At 66.9% G+C, this 14,483-nt stretch carries 15 protein-coding genes and 1 tRNA gene; 10 read left to right on the top strand and 6 right to left on the bottom strand.

What is annotated here, in order from left to right:
* Nucleotides 1-135: 135 nt before the first annotated feature.
* From JMF82_RS10530 to JMF82_RS10520, 3 genes are all read right to left on the bottom strand, one after another.
* Nucleotides 136-1,515 (bottom strand): PhoH family protein, encoded by a 1,380-nt coding sequence (locus JMF82_RS10530; RefSeq protein ID WP_201314472.1) that lies wholly within the window; start codon nucleotides 1,513-1,515, stop codon nucleotides 136-138.
* Nucleotides 1,516-1,666: 151 nt separating this feature from the next.
* Nucleotides 1,667-2,128 carry a peroxiredoxin gene (locus JMF82_RS10525; protein WP_201314471.1) on the bottom strand — a complete coding sequence of 154 codons (462 nt, stop codon included), beginning with the start codon at nucleotides 2,126-2,128 and terminating at the stop codon, nucleotides 1,667-1,669.
* A 285-nt stretch (nucleotides 2,129-2,413) separates the two neighbouring features.
* Nucleotides 2,414-2,971, bottom strand: a complete 558-nt coding sequence (locus JMF82_RS10520) for a glycine cleavage system protein R (protein ID WP_201314470.1) — start codon at nucleotides 2,969-2,971, stop codon at nucleotides 2,414-2,416.
* Between the two features lie 120 nt (nucleotides 2,972-3,091).
* Between JMF82_RS10520 and dapA the strand changes: the two genes are divergently transcribed.
* Together dapA and JMF82_RS10510 are read left to right on the top strand one after the other, a co-directional pair.
* Nucleotides 3,092-3,985, top strand: a complete 894-nt coding sequence (dapA, locus tag JMF82_RS10515; RefSeq protein ID WP_201314469.1) for a 4-hydroxy-tetrahydrodipicolinate synthase — start codon at nucleotides 3,092-3,094, stop codon at nucleotides 3,983-3,985.
* A 38-nt stretch (nucleotides 3,986-4,023) separates the two neighbouring features.
* The gene (locus JMF82_RS10510; RefSeq protein WP_201314468.1) at nucleotides 4,024-4,617 is read left to right on the top strand and encodes a hypothetical protein; all 594 of its coding nucleotides are present in this window, start codon (nucleotides 4,024-4,026) and stop codon (nucleotides 4,615-4,617) included.
* A 95-nt stretch (nucleotides 4,618-4,712) separates the two neighbouring features.
* Here the strand turns inward: JMF82_RS10510 and fdxA are convergent, their stop codons facing one another.
* Together fdxA and JMF82_RS10500 are read right to left on the bottom strand one after the other, a co-directional pair.
* Complete coding sequence (fdxA, locus tag JMF82_RS10505; RefSeq protein ID WP_201314467.1) at nucleotides 4,713-5,036, bottom strand: ferredoxin FdxA; 324 nt, start codon at nucleotides 5,034-5,036, stop codon at nucleotides 4,713-4,715.
* 49 nt (nucleotides 5,037-5,085) lie between these two features.
* Nucleotides 5,086-5,161 (bottom strand) — tRNA-Glu (locus JMF82_RS10500).
* Nucleotides 5,162-5,343: 182 nt separating this feature from the next.
* Between JMF82_RS10500 and pcnB the strand changes: the two genes are divergently transcribed.
* The 6 genes from pcnB to pgi all read left to right on the top strand — a co-directional run bounded on the left by pcnB (nucleotide 5,344) and on the right by pgi (nucleotide 11,182).
* Nucleotides 5,344-6,699, top strand: a complete 1,356-nt coding sequence (pcnB, locus tag JMF82_RS10495) for a polynucleotide adenylyltransferase PcnB (RefSeq protein ID WP_201314466.1) — start codon at nucleotides 5,344-5,346, stop codon at nucleotides 6,697-6,699.
* Entirely contained in the window at nucleotides 6,696-7,178 is a 483-nt protein-coding gene (gene folK / locus JMF82_RS10490) for a 2-amino-4-hydroxy-6-hydroxymethyldihydropteridine diphosphokinase (RefSeq protein WP_201314465.1), read from the top strand. The genes pcnB and folK overlap by 4 nt, the downstream gene beginning before the upstream one ends.
* 56 nt (nucleotides 7,179-7,234) lie before the next feature.
* The gene (panB, locus tag JMF82_RS10485; RefSeq protein ID WP_201314464.1) at nucleotides 7,235-8,065 is read left to right on the top strand and encodes a 3-methyl-2-oxobutanoate hydroxymethyltransferase; all 831 of its coding nucleotides are present in this window, start codon (nucleotides 7,235-7,237) and stop codon (nucleotides 8,063-8,065) included.
* A gap of 19 nt (nucleotides 8,066-8,084) precedes the next feature.
* Complete coding sequence (panC, locus tag JMF82_RS10480; RefSeq protein WP_201314463.1) at nucleotides 8,085-8,930, top strand: pantoate--beta-alanine ligase; 846 nt, start codon at nucleotides 8,085-8,087, stop codon at nucleotides 8,928-8,930.
* Between the two features lie 98 nt (nucleotides 8,931-9,028).
* Complete coding sequence (gene panD, locus JMF82_RS10475) at nucleotides 9,029-9,415, top strand: aspartate 1-decarboxylase (protein WP_201314462.1); 387 nt, start codon at nucleotides 9,029-9,031, stop codon at nucleotides 9,413-9,415.
* Between the two features lie 111 nt (nucleotides 9,416-9,526).
* Nucleotides 9,527-11,182 carry a glucose-6-phosphate isomerase gene (gene pgi / locus JMF82_RS10470; RefSeq protein WP_201314461.1) on the top strand — a complete coding sequence of 552 codons (1,656 nt, stop codon included), beginning with the start codon at nucleotides 9,527-9,529 and terminating at the stop codon, nucleotides 11,180-11,182.
* Nucleotides 11,183-11,204: 22 nt separating this feature from the next.
* On the opposite strand, the gene queG is transcribed toward pgi, so the two are convergent.
* Nucleotides 11,205-12,275 (bottom strand): tRNA epoxyqueuosine(34) reductase QueG, encoded by a 1,071-nt coding sequence (gene queG / locus JMF82_RS10465; protein ID WP_201314460.1) that lies wholly within the window; start codon nucleotides 12,273-12,275, stop codon nucleotides 11,205-11,207.
* Between the two features lie 59 nt (nucleotides 12,276-12,334).
* On the opposite strand from queG, the gene JMF82_RS10460 reads away from it, so the two are divergent.
* Both JMF82_RS10460 and tsaE read left to right on the top strand, forming a co-directional pair.
* Nucleotides 12,335-13,819 carry an NAD(P)H-hydrate dehydratase gene (locus JMF82_RS10460; protein ID WP_201314459.1) on the top strand — a complete coding sequence of 495 codons (1,485 nt, stop codon included), beginning with the start codon at nucleotides 12,335-12,337 and terminating at the stop codon, nucleotides 13,817-13,819.
* A complete protein-coding gene (gene tsaE / locus JMF82_RS10455) occupies nucleotides 13,816-14,274 on the top strand; it encodes a tRNA (adenosine(37)-N6)-threonylcarbamoyltransferase complex ATPase subunit type 1 TsaE (protein WP_201314458.1) in 459 nt (152 codons plus the stop codon). The genes JMF82_RS10460 and tsaE overlap by 4 nt, the downstream gene beginning before the upstream one ends.
* Nucleotides 14,275-14,483: the final 209 nt, after the last annotated feature.

Raw genomic sequence — 14,483 nt, 5'->3', positions numbered from 1 at the left:
CAGTCCAGCAATGGCTGCGCCGGGCATCGGCATGACAGTCGAAGCCGCAGCGCCACGCTCCTTGCCCGTCGTGCCGGCGCAGGCCGGCATCCAGCGTCCTCGGTGGATGGCTGGATGCCGGCCTTCACCGGGCAACTACAGCGCTTCCGACGCGAAATCCGCCAGTCGCGAACGTTCGCCGCGACGCAGGGTGATATGCGCCGAATGCTCCCAGTGCTTGAAGCGATCCACCGCGTAGGTCAGGCCCGACGTCGTTTCCGTGAGGTACGGCGTGTCGATCTGTTCCACGTTGCCCAGGCACACGATCTTGGTGCCGGGGCCGGCGCGGGTGATCAGCGTCTTCATCTGCTTGGGCGTGAGGTTCTGCGCCTCGTCGATGATCAGGTAGCGCGAGAGGAACGTGCGGCCGCGCATGAAGTTGAGCGAGCGGATCTTGATGCGCGAGGCGAGCAGGTCGTTGGTGGCCTGGCGTCCCCAGCTGCCGCCTTCCTCGGGGTTGGCGAGCACTTCGAGGTTGTCGGTGAGCGCGCCCATCCACGGCGTCATCTTTTCCTCCTCCGTGCCGGGCAGGAAGCCAATGTCCTCGCCGACCGAAACGGTGGCGCGCGTCATGATGATCTCGCGGTAGCGCTGCTGGTCCATCACCTGCGCAAGGCCTGCCGCCAGCGCCAGCAGCGTCTTGCCTGTGCCGGCGGTGCCGAGCAGGGTGACGAAGTCGACGTCCGGATCCATCAGCACGTTGAGCGCGAAATTCTGCTCGCGGTTGCGCGCCGCGATGCCCCACACGCTGTGATTCGCGTGGCTGTGGTCGTCCAGCAACACCAGCGTCGCCTTGCTGTCGTCCACGTGCAGCACGCGCAGTTCCACGCTGTTGTCGCCGGGCAGGAACAGGCACTGGTTGGCGTACCAGTCTTCGTCTTCGCGCCGGTCGAGCTTGTAGAAGGTGCGGCCACGTTCGTTCCACGACTGCACTTCCGGGTGGCGATCCCAGAAATCCTCGGGCAGCTCGGTCGAGCCGGTATAGAGCAGGGTGAAATCGTCGAGCGCGCGATCGTTCTGGTAGTCCTCCGCATCGATGCCATAGATCTTGGCCTTGATGCGCAGGTTGATGTCCTTGGTGACGAGCACCACGGCGCGATCGGGGTTCTGGTCGCGCAGCTCGATCACCGCGGACAGGATCAGGTTGTCGGCCTTGCCGTGGCCATTGGTCGTGCGCTGCTGGAAATACAGGCGGCCCACGCCCCTGCCGCGCTTGAGGTTGACGCCCTCGGGACTGATCAGCTCCAGTCCGTTGCTGATGCCGTGGCCGTTGCCGCGTTCGATCAATTCGTTGAGGAAACGACTGACCTGGCGGCCGTTGCGCGAGACTTCCGAGGCGCCTTTCTTCTTTTCGTCCAACTCCTCCAGCACCGTCATGGGTATGAAGATGTCGTGCTCCTCGAAGCGGAACAGCGAGGTCGGATCGTGCAGCAGGACATTGGTGTCGAGAGCGTAGATGCGCTTGCTTCCGGTCATACGGAAGGAACCTCTTGGGCGTGCGAGGTGAAAGAACCGCGGCGCGGGGTGCACCGCGGGAAGCCGGCCGATCCGGCCGGTGTGCCGTGCGCGCCATGTCCCGATCGCCGTGAGGGGCGATGGAAAACGCGGCGGGAGGCTAGGTCGTCGATCACTTGGCGGGGATGGCGTCGAGCACGGCCTGGGCGTGTCCGGTGACTTTCACGTTTCGCCATTCCTGGGCCAGCCTTCCTTCGGGATCGATCAGGAAGGTACTTCGTACGACACCCATGTGACGTTTTCCATACAGCACCTTCTCGTGGATCACGTCGAACGCCTGGCACCAGGTTTCGTCGGGGTCGGAGACCAGCGGGAACGGCAGTTCCTGCTTGGTGGCGAAATTCGCGTGGGATTTCACCGAATCGCGCGAGACGCCGATGACCTGCGCATGGCGCTTCCGGAACGTCGGATACAGGTCGCGAAAATCCTTCGCTTCGTTGGTGCAACCAGGCGTGCTGTCCTTCGGGTAGAAGTACACCACGACCCACTGGCCCTTGAGGCTGTCGAGCTTCAGCTCGCTGCCGTCACCGGTAAGGCCTTTGAGTTTGGGGGCTTTCTTGCCAACTTCGGGCATGGGTTCTCCTGCGAAGCCGGGGCCGGCTTCGACGCTTGGCTGGAATCGAGGGGAAAACAGGCAGCGGGGGAAGACGAGCCGGCGGGAAGCGTGCGACCTGCGATCGGTGCTGCTCGACCCGCTCGTTGCATGTGCGCTCTCCGGTACTGCCTGGAGACAGAGACTAGCGCGTGCGACGGCGAATGGAACCTCTTGCGTGCGATGGCGGCAGGCGGCATCCTCAAGAACCCGGCGCCATACCGCAAAAAGCGGATTTCAGGCTGCCGCGCGCGACGGCCGCAGGGATCAGAACTTCACCGGGTCCATGATCGCATCCAGGTTCAACCCGTCGCAGAATTCCAGGAAATCGTCGCGCAGCCCGGCGATGTGCGTCGCTGCGGGAATGCCGATGGTGATCTGCGCCTGGAACATGTCGGCGCCCGTCTGCATGGCCTGGTAGCGCAGCGAACTGAGCTGCTCGATGACGATATCGCGCCGGTCGAAGAAGTCGATGATCTTCACCAGGATGCCCGGGCGATCGGCCGAGATGACCTCCACCAGGTACGGCAGCAGGTGCGAGTCCTGCTCTCGCGGCCCGGTGCGGTAATGCACCAGGCGGAGGTCTTCGTCGCGCGCCAGCTTGGTCAGCGCGGATTCCAGCTTGGCCACGGCATCCCATGCGCCGGTGGCGAGCAGGGTCAACGACGTATCCGTGCCGATGGTGGCGACCCGTGCATCGGCCAGGTTGCAGCCCGCCTCGGCGATCCGCTTGGCCAGCGTGAGCAGCGGCGTGCGCGGGGCAGGGGTCAGCGTCTGGATCAGCAGCTGGTTGTCACTGCCGGTGCGCGTGGAGGAACGATTCAAGGAGGTCCACCTGTGGCAGCCCCCGCCGTGGCGGGGTGAAAATCGATCGTCCGAGCTTACTTGTCGCCCCTGTAAAGCCGCAAGTAATATGCAGGGCTTGGATTTTGTCCGGAGCAGGTCTTGAACATTCGCGGAAGCATCTGTGCCCTGGTGACGCCATTCGCGGCGGATGGCGCACTCGACCTGGAGGCATTCGGGCGCCTGCTCGACTTCCAGATCGCGGGCGGCACGGAAGGCGTGGTCGTTGCCGGCTCCACCGGCGAGGCCCACATGCTCGAGCACGACGAATACGATCGCCTGCTCGCGTTCGCCGTGGAGCGTGTCGCCAAGCGCATTCCGGTGATCGCGGGCACGGGTGAGGCCGGCACCGCAAAGACGGTGGCGCTGACGCGTCGCGCCAGGGCGCTGGGCGCCGATGCTGCGCTGGTGGTGGCCCCGTACTACGTGCGCCCCACCCAGGAGGGGCTGCGCAGGCACTTTCTGGAAGTGGCCGAGCAGGGCGGCCTGCCGGTGCTGCTGTACAACGTACCCACCCGCACCGCCTGCGACCTGCTGCCCGAAACCACCGCCCTGTTGCGTGACCATCCCGCCATCATCGGCATCAAGGAAGCCCTCTCGTCCGATGAGCGTATCCGGGCTTCTGCGGAACTTGCGCGCCCGGATTTCGTCTATCTGTCCGGCGATGACGGTACGGCCTGTAAGGCCATGCTCGCAGGGGGCGCAGGCACCATCTCGGTGGTAGCCAATCTGGCGCCTCGTGCGTTCCGCATGTTGTGCGACGCCGCCACGGCCGGAGATCGGCTCGAGGCGCAGCGTTGCGACGCGGTCCTGGAGCCGCTGGTGCAGGCGCTCAACTGCGCGCCGAATCCGATGGCGGTCAAGGCGGGCCTGCCGTCGCTCGGGCTGGGGTTGGCGTCGCCGCGTCTGCCCCTGGTGGAACTGGAAGAGGGGCCGGATCGTGCGCGACTTCGCGAAGCGGTGGCGGCTCTGGCATCCTTGGCGAATGCGGCCTGACGTTTCGGGCACCTGATACTCCTACGGAATCTGCTTACATGAAGAAATCCCCGCTCGTCGTGGCCCTGCCGATCTTGGCTGTGTCTGCCCTGTTGCTCTCCGGCTGCGGCATGTTCCGTTCGCAGAAGGCATGGGAAACCGCCAAACAGGAATCGCCGCTGGAAATCCCGCCGGGCCTGGACACCCCGTCCAGCAACGCCGCGCTGGTGATTCCCGAGCAGGGCGCCAACAACCCGACCTCCAACGGTGCCACGGCGCACGTGGGCAAGGGCGGCAACCAGATCGCCGACGGCTTCGTGCTCAACGACAGCGTCGAGAACACCTATCGCCGCGTCGCCCAGACGCTGGAGAAGGGGGACATCGGCCAGGTCGTGGGGCATGACGACGACGCGCACACCTATTCGCTGAGCGTGATCGCCTCTGACGAGCCCGAAGGCAAGAAGGGTTTCTTCAGCAGCATGTTCAACGGCAAGTCCAAGAAGAGCGAGGACGCGCCGGGCGCCGCACCCAAGCAGGTCCAGCTGACCATCAGCAGCAGCGGCGAGAAGGCGAGTGAAGTGCGCGCCCAGGGCGACGCGGCGGCGGTGGCCAAGGTCATCGATACGCTCAAGGGTCGCCTCGGCGGCGGCTGAGCGCATTCGCCAGGCCACAAAAAAAGCCGCCCTTGGGCGGCTTTTTCATGAGCCCTCTGGTGCCGCCGAGCGGCCGCCTTGGCCTCGAACCGCGCTCAGCGTTCGAGCAGGTCGATCTTGTTGGGCTTGTTTTCCCAGTCCTTGGCGTCGGCCAGGCCGTCCTTGCGCTCGGTGATCACCGGCCAGCTCTTGGCCAGTTCCGCGTTCAGCGCGACGAACGATTCCTGGCCGCCGGGCACGTCGTCCTCGGGGTAGATCGCGTTGATCGGGCACTCGGGCTCGCACAGGGTGCAGTCGATGCACTCGTCCGGATTGATGACGAGGAAGTTGGGGCCTTCATGGAAGGCGTCGACCGGGCAAACCTCGACGCAATCGGTGTATTTGCACTTGATGCAGTTGTCGGTGACGACAAAAGTCATACTGTCGCGAGCCTGTTCAGAAGGGCTGCGGCCCGTGCCAGGCCGGAAGTGGCGCTCCCTACGAGGTTCGAACTCGTGTTCCCGCCTTGAGAGGGCGGTGTCCTAGGCCACTAGACGAAGGGAGCGAAATGCACCGGAGCGCGCTAGTATAACGGAATTGTTTCGCCCGGCAATGCCCGGGGGCGACTTCGGGCCCCTACGCGAAACGGTCCCGCCGGCCATAGAAGGCCATGCGGGATGTGGCTGCGGCGATAGCCGCGAATGATCGCCCAGAACGGCGCACAGCGCCTGCAAGGATCCAAACCGCTTGAGTCAAGACGCAAGGACCACCGCCAAGCCTGCACTGCGCATCATTCCGCGCGAGCAGCATGTGATCTCGCGCAAGAACATCAGCAAGGCAGCGCTGCGCGTGCTCTATCGGCTCAACGAAGCCGGCTACCAGGCCTATCTGGTGGGCGGCGCCGTGCGCGACCTGCTGCTGGGCGGGCACCCCAAGGATTTCGACGTGGCCACCAATGCCACGCCGGACGAGGTGAAGAAGCTCTTCCGCAACTCGCGCCTGATCGGGCGCCGTTTCCGCCTTGCGCACGTCGTGTACGGGCCGGAGATCATCGAGGTCGCCACCTTCCGCGGCACCGGCGAAGAAGAAGGCGAGGGCGATCGCCACATCGTCGACGGCCGCATCGTGCGCGACAATGTCTGGGGCACCATCGAGGAGGATGCGATCCGCCGCGATTTCCGCGTCAACGCCCTGTACTACGACATCAGCGATTTCTCGGTGCGCGACTACGTCGGCGGCATGCAGGACGTGGAAGACCGCGTGTTGCACCTTATCGGCGATCCGGCCACGCGTTACCGCGAAGATCCGGTGCGCATGCTGCGCGCCGTGCGCCTCGCGGCCAAGCTCGGCTTCCGCATCGACGCCGCCGCTGCCGCACCGTTCGACGAGCTCGGCCCGTTGCTGGCCGATGCCGCGCCGGCACGCCTGTTCGACGAGTCGCTCAAGCTGTTCCTGGCGGGCCATGGCCTCAAGAGCTTCCGCATGCTCGAGCAGACCGGGCTGCTGAAGTTCATGTTCCCGGCCACGGCGCGCGCGCTCAAGCGTGGCGACAAGGCGTTGCGCGCCCTGATCGAGCAGGGCCTGGCCAATACCGACGCGCGCGTGGCGGAAGGCAAGTCGGTCACGCCGGCGTTCCTGTTTGCCGTGCTGCTGTGGGGCGAGGTGCGCGATCTCGCGCATACCTGGATCACCAAGGGCCTGGAGCCCAACGCCGCGTGGGAACGCGCAGCCGTCCATGTGATCGGCGAGCAGTGCCAGCGCGTGGCCATACCGCGGCGCTTCACCCTCACCATGGAAGAAATCTGGGCGCTGCAGCCGCGCTTCGAGCAGGTGCAGCGCAAGCGCGTCTTCCGGTTGATGGCGCATCCGCGTTTCCGCGCCGCCTTCGATTTCCTGCTGCTGCGCGCGGCCGAATCACCGGCCGTCAAGGAACTGGGCGACTGGTGGGCGCACGCGCAGCAGTTGCCGCATGAAACCCTGGCGGCCGCGTTGGCCGGCAGTTCGCCTGGCGCGCCGGTGGAAAACGTCGCTCCCGCAAAGCCACGCAAGCGTCGGCGCCGCAAACCGGCCGGCAAGCCGGGCAACAAGTCGGACCAGGCGTGACCGAAGCCTACATCGCGCTGGGCAGCAACCTTGGCGATGCACGTGGCCACGTGCTGGCCGCCTTCGACGCGCTGTCGGGCCTGCCCGATACGCGGCTGGAGGCGCGCTCGCACCTGTACCTCACGCCGCCGTGGGGTGTGCTGGAGCAGCCTCCCTTCGTCAATGCCGCGGCGCGCATCGACACGATGTTGCCGCCCCATGCCTTGCTCGATGCCCTGCTGGCGATCGAGCGCGCGGCGGGGCGCATCCGCGATGGCGAGCGCTGGGGGCCGCGCACGCTCGACCTCGACATTCTCCATATGAGCGGGTTCGCACTGCATGATGACCGGCTCACCTTGCCGCACCCGCGCATCGCTGATCGTGCCTTCGTGCTGATGCCGCTGAACGATCTGGCGCCGGAGCTGGAGCTTCCGGGCCAGGGGCGCGTGGCGGCTTTGCTGGCAGCCCTCGATACATCGGGGCTCGAGCGGCTGCCTTGAGCCCTTCACGTCTCGCGCGGGATAATCGCCGTCTGTTTCCGCCTCAAGGAACCCCTGTGTACGCGCAGAAAGCGAACGCACCTACGCGCAAGCCGGTCACCGTGCCGTCCCTGCGCGCGATGAAGGCGGAAGGTCGCCGCATTGTCATGCTCACCGTCTACGACGCCAGCTTCGCCGCGCAGCTGGAGATGGCCGGCGTGGACGTGGCCCTGGTGGGCGATTCGCTGGGCATGGTCGTGCAGGGTCACGCGAGCACCTTGCCGGTGACGCTCGATCACATGGTCTATCACACCAGCATCGTCGCCCGTGGCCTCAGCGCCACCTTGCTGGTGGCCGACCTGCCGTTCATGGCCGACCGCGACGTGGCGCATGCGCTGGAAGCGGGCGCCCGACTGGTCAGCGAGGGCGGTGCGGCGATGGTGAAGATCGAAGGGGCGGCGCCGCACGTCCTCGACGCGATTTCCGCATTGGTGGCGCGCGCCATCCCGGTCTGTGCGCACCTGGGCCTCACGCCGCAATCGGTGCACAAGTTCGGCGGTTTCCGCATCCAGGGGCGCGCGCAGGATGCGGCCGACCATCTGGTGGCGCAGGCCGAGGCCGTCGAGGCGGCAGGCGCCGAGCTGCTGGTGCTGGAAGGCATCCCGACCGCGCTGGGCGAGCGCATCACCCGCGCCGTGTCCATCCCCACCATCGGCATCGGTGCCGGCCCGCAATGCGACGGGCAGGTGCTGGTGCTGCACGACATGCTGGGCGTCACGCCGGGCAAGCGACCGAAGTTCAGCAAGGATTTCCTCGCAGGACGCGAATCTGTGGCCGCGGCGATCGCGGCCTACGCCGAGGACGTGCGCAGCGGCGCCTTTCCGGCGTTGGAACACGGCTTCGACTGAGCAGCAGAGCAGAGCACCCATGCAGACAGTGCAAGACGCCGCGGCGCTCCGCGCCGTGATCCGCGGTTGGCGCAACCAGGGCCAGACCGTGGGCTTCGTGCCCACCATGGGCAACCTGCACGCCGGCCATCATTCATTGATCAAGCTGGCGCGCGCCCGCGCCGATCGCGTGGTGGCGAGTGTGTTCGTCAATCCCACGCAGTTCGGGCCAAACGAAGACTTCGAGCGCTATCCGCGCACCCTGGTGCAGGATCAGGTGGGCCTGGCCGAGCATGACTGCGATCTGCTGTTCGCGCCGGAAGTGGCCACGCTCTACCCCTTTGGTGCCGCGAACAGCGTGAGCCTCCACGTACCGCAGCTCACCGAGACGCTGGAAGGGGCGCATCGCCCCGGCCATTTCGATGGCGTGGCCACGGTGGTATGCAAGCTGTTCAACCTGGTGCAGCCCGACCTTGCGGTGTTCGGCCAGAAGGATTTCCAGCAGCTCAAGGTGATCGAGCGGATGGTGCGCGACCTGTCGCTGCCGATAAAGATCATGGCGGCCCCCACCCTGCGTGCCGACGATGGCCTGGCCCTGAGTTCGCGCAACCAGTATCTCTCGGCCGAGAACCGGGCACTGGCCCCGCAGATCCACGCCACCCTCGCGCAGATGCGCGAGCTCATCGCCAAGGGCCATGCCCGTGCGGTGGTGGAACAGGCCGCGGCCTCCAAGCTGGCCCGGGCCGGGTTCGAGGTCGATTACGCCGCCATTCGCCGCGTCGAGGACCTCGCCGAGCCCACCGATGGCGAGCAGGAGGGCCTGGTGGCGCTCATCGCCGCGCGCCTGGGCACCACCCGCCTCATCGACAACTTGCCGTTCGACTGAGCGGCCCCATATCGGGGCCGGACCGGCCATGTTGCAGCGCGACGTTCCCCGGCCGGATAATGGCGTGCTAGGCAGGCTGTACCTGCGGAAATGAAGTCATGAACCTGAACATGCTCAAGGCCAAGATCCACCGCGCGACGGTGACCCATGCCGAGCTACATTACGAAGGCTCCATCGCGATCGACGGCCTGCTGCTCGATGCCTCCGGCATCCGCGAGTACGAGCAGATCCATGCGTGGAACATCAACAACGGCAAACGCTTCGTGACGTACGCGCTGCGCGCCGAAGAGGGTTCCGGCATCATTTCGGTCAACGGCAGCGCCGCCCATCGCGCGCAGCCCGGCGACCTGGTCATCATCGCCGCGTTCGCCCAGCTGTCCGAGGCCGAGGTCGAGCAGTTCCAGCCGACCCTGGTCTATGTGGACGCGAACAACTGCATCTCGCACACCAATCGCTCCATCCCCAAGCAGATGGCTGCGGCGTAAGACCTCGCGCCCCGCCCGGGGCCGGGCATGGTTGCGGTGCAACAATCCGCTGGCATGGGATGCGGAAAGCTGCGTAAGATCGGGGTTCCCATTCGCCAAGCATGAGCCCCCATGTCGCCCGAGCAACGTTCGTCCTTCCTGGCAGAGCACGTCGACCGTCTCGCACGCACCCACCTGCGTGAATTGCTGAAGGACGCCGTGCGCGGCAAACGCCTGCGACACCGGATCGGCCCGCTGCTGCTGGACCTCAGCCGCCAGAAGCTCGACATTGCCGCGCTGGATGCCCTGGGCGCGCACGTCGAGGCCAGCGGCTGGCAGCAGGCGCGTGATGCGATGTTCGCCGGCGCGCCGATCAATACATCCGAGAATCGCGCGGTGCTGCATACCGCGCTGCGCGCCGGCGGCTCCAAGCTGCCGTCGCCCGCGCCGCGCGAGATGCTGGACGAGATCGCCGGGACGCTCAAGCGTATCGACGCGCTGGTGCATGCGGTCGGCCTGGGCGATGCCTCGGCCTTTGGCGTGGCGCCCGGCATCACCGACGTGGTGAATATCGGCATCGGCGGTTCCGACCTTGGCCCGCGCCTGGCCGTGCGCGCGCTGGAGCCGTACCACGTGCCGGGCCTGCGCAGCCATTTCCTCACCAATGTGGATGGGCAGTCGGCCTATGAGCTGATGCATCAGCTCGACCCCAAGCGCACCTTGATCGTGATGGTGTCCAAGACCTTCACCACGCAGGAAACGCTGCTCAACGGCAACGTGATGCGCGATTGGATCAGCCGCGCGTACCAGGGTGAAGCCGCCGCCGTGTCCCGTCATTTCCTGGCCGTGAGCGCGAACGTCGGCGCGGCCGAGGCGTGGGGCGTGCCCGCCGCGCAGGTCTATCCGATGTGGGATTTCGTCGGTGGCCGTTTTTCGCTGTGGTCGGCGGTGGGACTCTCGCTGGCGCTGGCGATCGGTTGCTACAACTTCCATGCGCTGCTGAAGGGCGCCGCGCTCGTCGACGATCACTTCCGCACGGCGCCGTGGCAGGAAAACCTGCCGGTGCTGCTCAGCCTGGTGGAACTGTGGAACCGCAACGCCCAGGGGCGCGGCAGTCGCGCCGTGGTGCCGTACGCGGACTTGCTCACGGACCTGACGTCCTACCTGCAGCAGCTGGAGATGGAGAGCCTTGGCAAGCAGGTGACGCCGCAGGGCAGGCCGGTGGTGCAAGCCACGTCGCCGGTGGTGTGGGGCAGCGTGGGCACCAATGCGCAGCACGCGTACTTCCAGGCGCTGCACCAGGGCACCGACGTGGTGCCGCTGGAATTCATCGGCGTGGTGAAGCCGGCGCATCATCTCGTCGCCAACCACGATGCGCTGCTGTCCAACCTGCTTGCGCAGGCGGCCGCGCTGGCGCTGGGCAAGACATTCGACGAGGCGCTGGCGGAGGCGAAGCAGGGCAGCGAAGAGGAGCGGCGCGTGCTGGCGGCGCAGCGCACGTTCCCGGGCGATCGTCCCAGCACCGTGATCCTGCTCGACCAGCTCACGCCGGAGAGCCTGGGCGCGCTGATCGCGCTCTACGAGCACAAGGTGTTCATGCTCGGCCACCTGTGGGACATCAACGCGTTCGACCAGTGGGGCGTGGAGCTTGGCAAGTCCATCGCGAGGCAGATCCTGCCGGCGCTGGAAAACCAAAGCGCCAACACCTCGGCCCTCGACCCGTCGACGCAGTTCCTGCTCGAGACCATCCATGATCGCCGGCTGACCCTGGCCAGGCACGATCGTTGAGCCCGTGCGGAAGGGGGCTGGCCTAGCCGGTGTGCCTGGCCAGCGCCCATGCCACGTGCTCGCGCACGATGGGCGACGCATCCTGCGCGCGGGACTGCAGTGATTCCACGACGCCCGGCGATGTCGGTGCGTTTCCCAACGCCACCGCGATATTGCGCAGCCAGCCTTCGTACCCGGTGCGGCGGATCGCCATGCCTTCCGTGCGTTGCAGGAACTCCTGTTCGCTCCACGCAAACAGCTCCACCAGTTTCGCGCCGTCCAGCTGATGGCGTGGCGCGAAGTCGGGTTCCGTCGCGTCCTGCGCGAACTTGTTCCACGGGCAGACGAGCTGGCAGTCATCGCAGCCGAAGATGCGGTTGCCCATCGGCGCACGCAGTTCCTCGGGAATGCTGCCGCGCAATTCGATGGTGAGGTAGGAAATGCAGCGGCGCGCATCGAGCTTGTACGGCGCGATGATCGCCTGCGTCGGACAGATGTCGATGCATCGCCGGCAGCTGCCGCAATGCGCACTGGCCGGCTCGTCGACCGGCAGCGGCAGGTCGGTATAGAGCTCGCCGAGGAAAAAATACGAACCGGCGCGCCGGTTGATCAGCACCGTGTGCTTGCCGATCCAGCCCATGCCGGCATTGCGCGCCAGCGCCTTTTCCAGCACGGGCGCGGAATCGACGAAGGCGCGGTAGCCGAAATCGCCGATGGCATCGTGGATGCGGCCGGCCAGCTTCTGCAGGCGATTGCGCATCAGCTTGTGATAGTCGCGGCCGAGCGCGTAGCGCGCCACGTAGCCTGCCTCGGCGTCCTCCAGCACGCTCCATGCGTTGCGCGTACCCGGTGGCACGTAGTCCATGCGCACGGTGATCACGCGCACGGTGCCTGGCTCCAGTTCGCCGGGACGGCTGCGCTTGTGGCCATGCCGCGCCATGTAATCCATCTCGCCGTGATGACCCGCATCGAGCCAGCGTTTCAGATGCAGCTCGTCGTCGCCCAGATCAGTGCCCGCGATGCCCGCGTCGGCAAAGCCCAGCTCGCGCGCCCAGCGCTTGATGTCGCTCGCGAGCGTAGCGTAGTCGGTGGACGTGGTCGGGGCGGCGGTCATGTGCCCATTGTAGGCGCTGGACGCGTGGAGCCTTCGCATGGCATGCCTATAATTCGCGCATGACTGCCAGCGCCCACCGCCATGAGCTCTACACCGTCGACCAGGTGCGCGCGCTCGATCGCCGTGCCATCGATACACTCGGCATTCCCGGTTACGAACTGATGCAGCGCGCGGCCGCGGCCGCCCTGGTCTGCCTGCGCCAGCACTGGCCGCGAGCCCGGCGCATTGCCGTTTACTGCGGGCCCGGCAACAACGGCGGCGATGGTTTCCTGCTGGCGATGCTGGCGCGCGAAGCCGGAATGCACGCCGAGGTGGTCGCCCTCGGTGACAGCCGAGGCGACGACGCGGTTCGTGCGCGCCGCGAGTTCGAGCGGGCCGGTGGCCCAGTGCACGCCTGGCACGCCGAGGCCGCATTGCCCGAAGCCGACGTGCAAGTCGATGCACTGTTTGGTACCGGCTTGCAGCGCGCGCTCGCGTCCGACGTGGCTGCGCTGGTGCAGCGCATGCGCGCGACCGCTCGCCCGCTGCTGGCACTCGACGTGCCTTCCGGCGTGAATGCCGATACCGGTGATGTTCCGGGCGAGGCGATCCGGGCGGACGTCACGGTCACCTTCATCGCCGCCAAGCGCGGCCTCTATACCGGTGTCGCGCCGGGTTACGTCGGGCAGGTGCACTGGGATCCCCTGGGGCTGCCCGAAACCCTGTGGCAGGGCGTGCAGGCCGATGCGGAGCTGATGCAGCCCGCGACCTTGCCGCCGCGACCAAGGCAGGCCCACAAGGGCAACAACGGGCATGTGCTGGCGATCGGTGGCGAGCACGGCACGGCCGGGGCCATCCGCCTGTGCGGCGAGGCGGCCCTGCGCGGGGGAGCGGGGCTGGTGAGCATTGCTACGCGCGGCGAGCATCTGGTGGCGCTCAATGCGGCGCGCCCGGAGTTGATGGCGCACGAGGTCCATGGACCGCAGGCGCTCGAAGACCTGCTTCAGCGGGCCACCGTGCTGGCCGTGGGGCCGGGCCTTGGACAGGGGGCCTGGGGCCATGCGTTGTGGATGACGGCACTGGATGCGGGCAAGCCCCTGGTGCTGGACGCCGACGGGCTGAACCTGCTGGCGCGCGAGCCGCGACCGTTCAAGGGCAGCACCGTGATCACCCCGCATCCCGGTGAGGCGGCCCGCCTGCTCGGCAGCGATACCGCGGCCATCGCCCGCGACCGGTTCGCCGCAGTACGCGAGCTGGCACGCCGCTATGGCGTGGTGGCGGTGCTCAAGGGCGCCGGCAGCCTCATCGCCGACCCCTCGGGGAGGGTTGCGGTATGTCCCTGGGGCAACCCCGGGATGGCTTCCGGCGGGATGGGCGACCTGCTCACCGGTATCGTGGCGGCCCTGCTGGCCCAGGGGTGCGACGCATGGCAGGCTGCGTGCCTCGGTGTGGGCCTGCATGCCCGCGCGGGCGATCTCGCTGCCCGGCAGCATGGCGAGCGCGGCCTGATCGCCAGCGACCTGCTGGAACCCCTGCGGCTGCTGCTCAACGGACGGGAATCATGACGGGACACAGTTGGGGGCTTCCCGACGAGGCGGCGACCGCCGCGCTGGCCACGCGCGTGGCCGGCGCGCTGGAGACTGGCCTGGTGGTCTACCTGCACGGCGACCTCGGCGCGGGCAAGACCAGTTTCGCCCGCGCCCTGCTCGGTGCGTTGGGCGTGGGCGAACGGATCAAGAGCCCGACCTACAGCCTGGTCGAGTCCTATCGGGCGCAGGGCAGGCCGGCCTGGCATCTCGACCTGTATCGCATCGCCGATCCAGGGGAGCTGGAATGGCTGGGGCTGGATGCGCTCTCCGATCCGGCGGCGCTCGTGCTGGTGGAGTGGCCCGAGCGCGGCGCCGGCGCCTTGCCGTCGCCTGACCTGATCGTCCACCTTGGTTATGCCGGTGCCGGCCGCAAGGCGCTGATGGAACCCCGCACCGAGCGCGGCCGCCAGGTGGTTGCGCGGCTCGGCTAAGGCGGGTTCCCACGGAATGCCGCCAAGCGGCTGATGGCGCCTAAGTATCTATAGTGATTGAGATTTTTCGTTTGGTCCTGGCGGCCAACCGAAGCCTTCAGTTTGCGTGGGTTGCGGCCGATAGCTGGAGGCGATCTGACGAATCTCGTGCAGGTTATGGATATTCAAGGAAAAACCTCTTGCTTTCGGCGATGCTCTGGGCTTCAATT

This window comes from Dyella sp. EPa41, from assembly GCF_016586165.1.
Classification (GTDB): domain Bacteria; phylum Pseudomonadota; class Gammaproteobacteria; order Xanthomonadales; family Rhodanobacteraceae; genus Dyella.
Note: the sequence above shows the minus strand (reverse complement) of the source record. Positions and strands in the feature narration are given on the sequence as shown.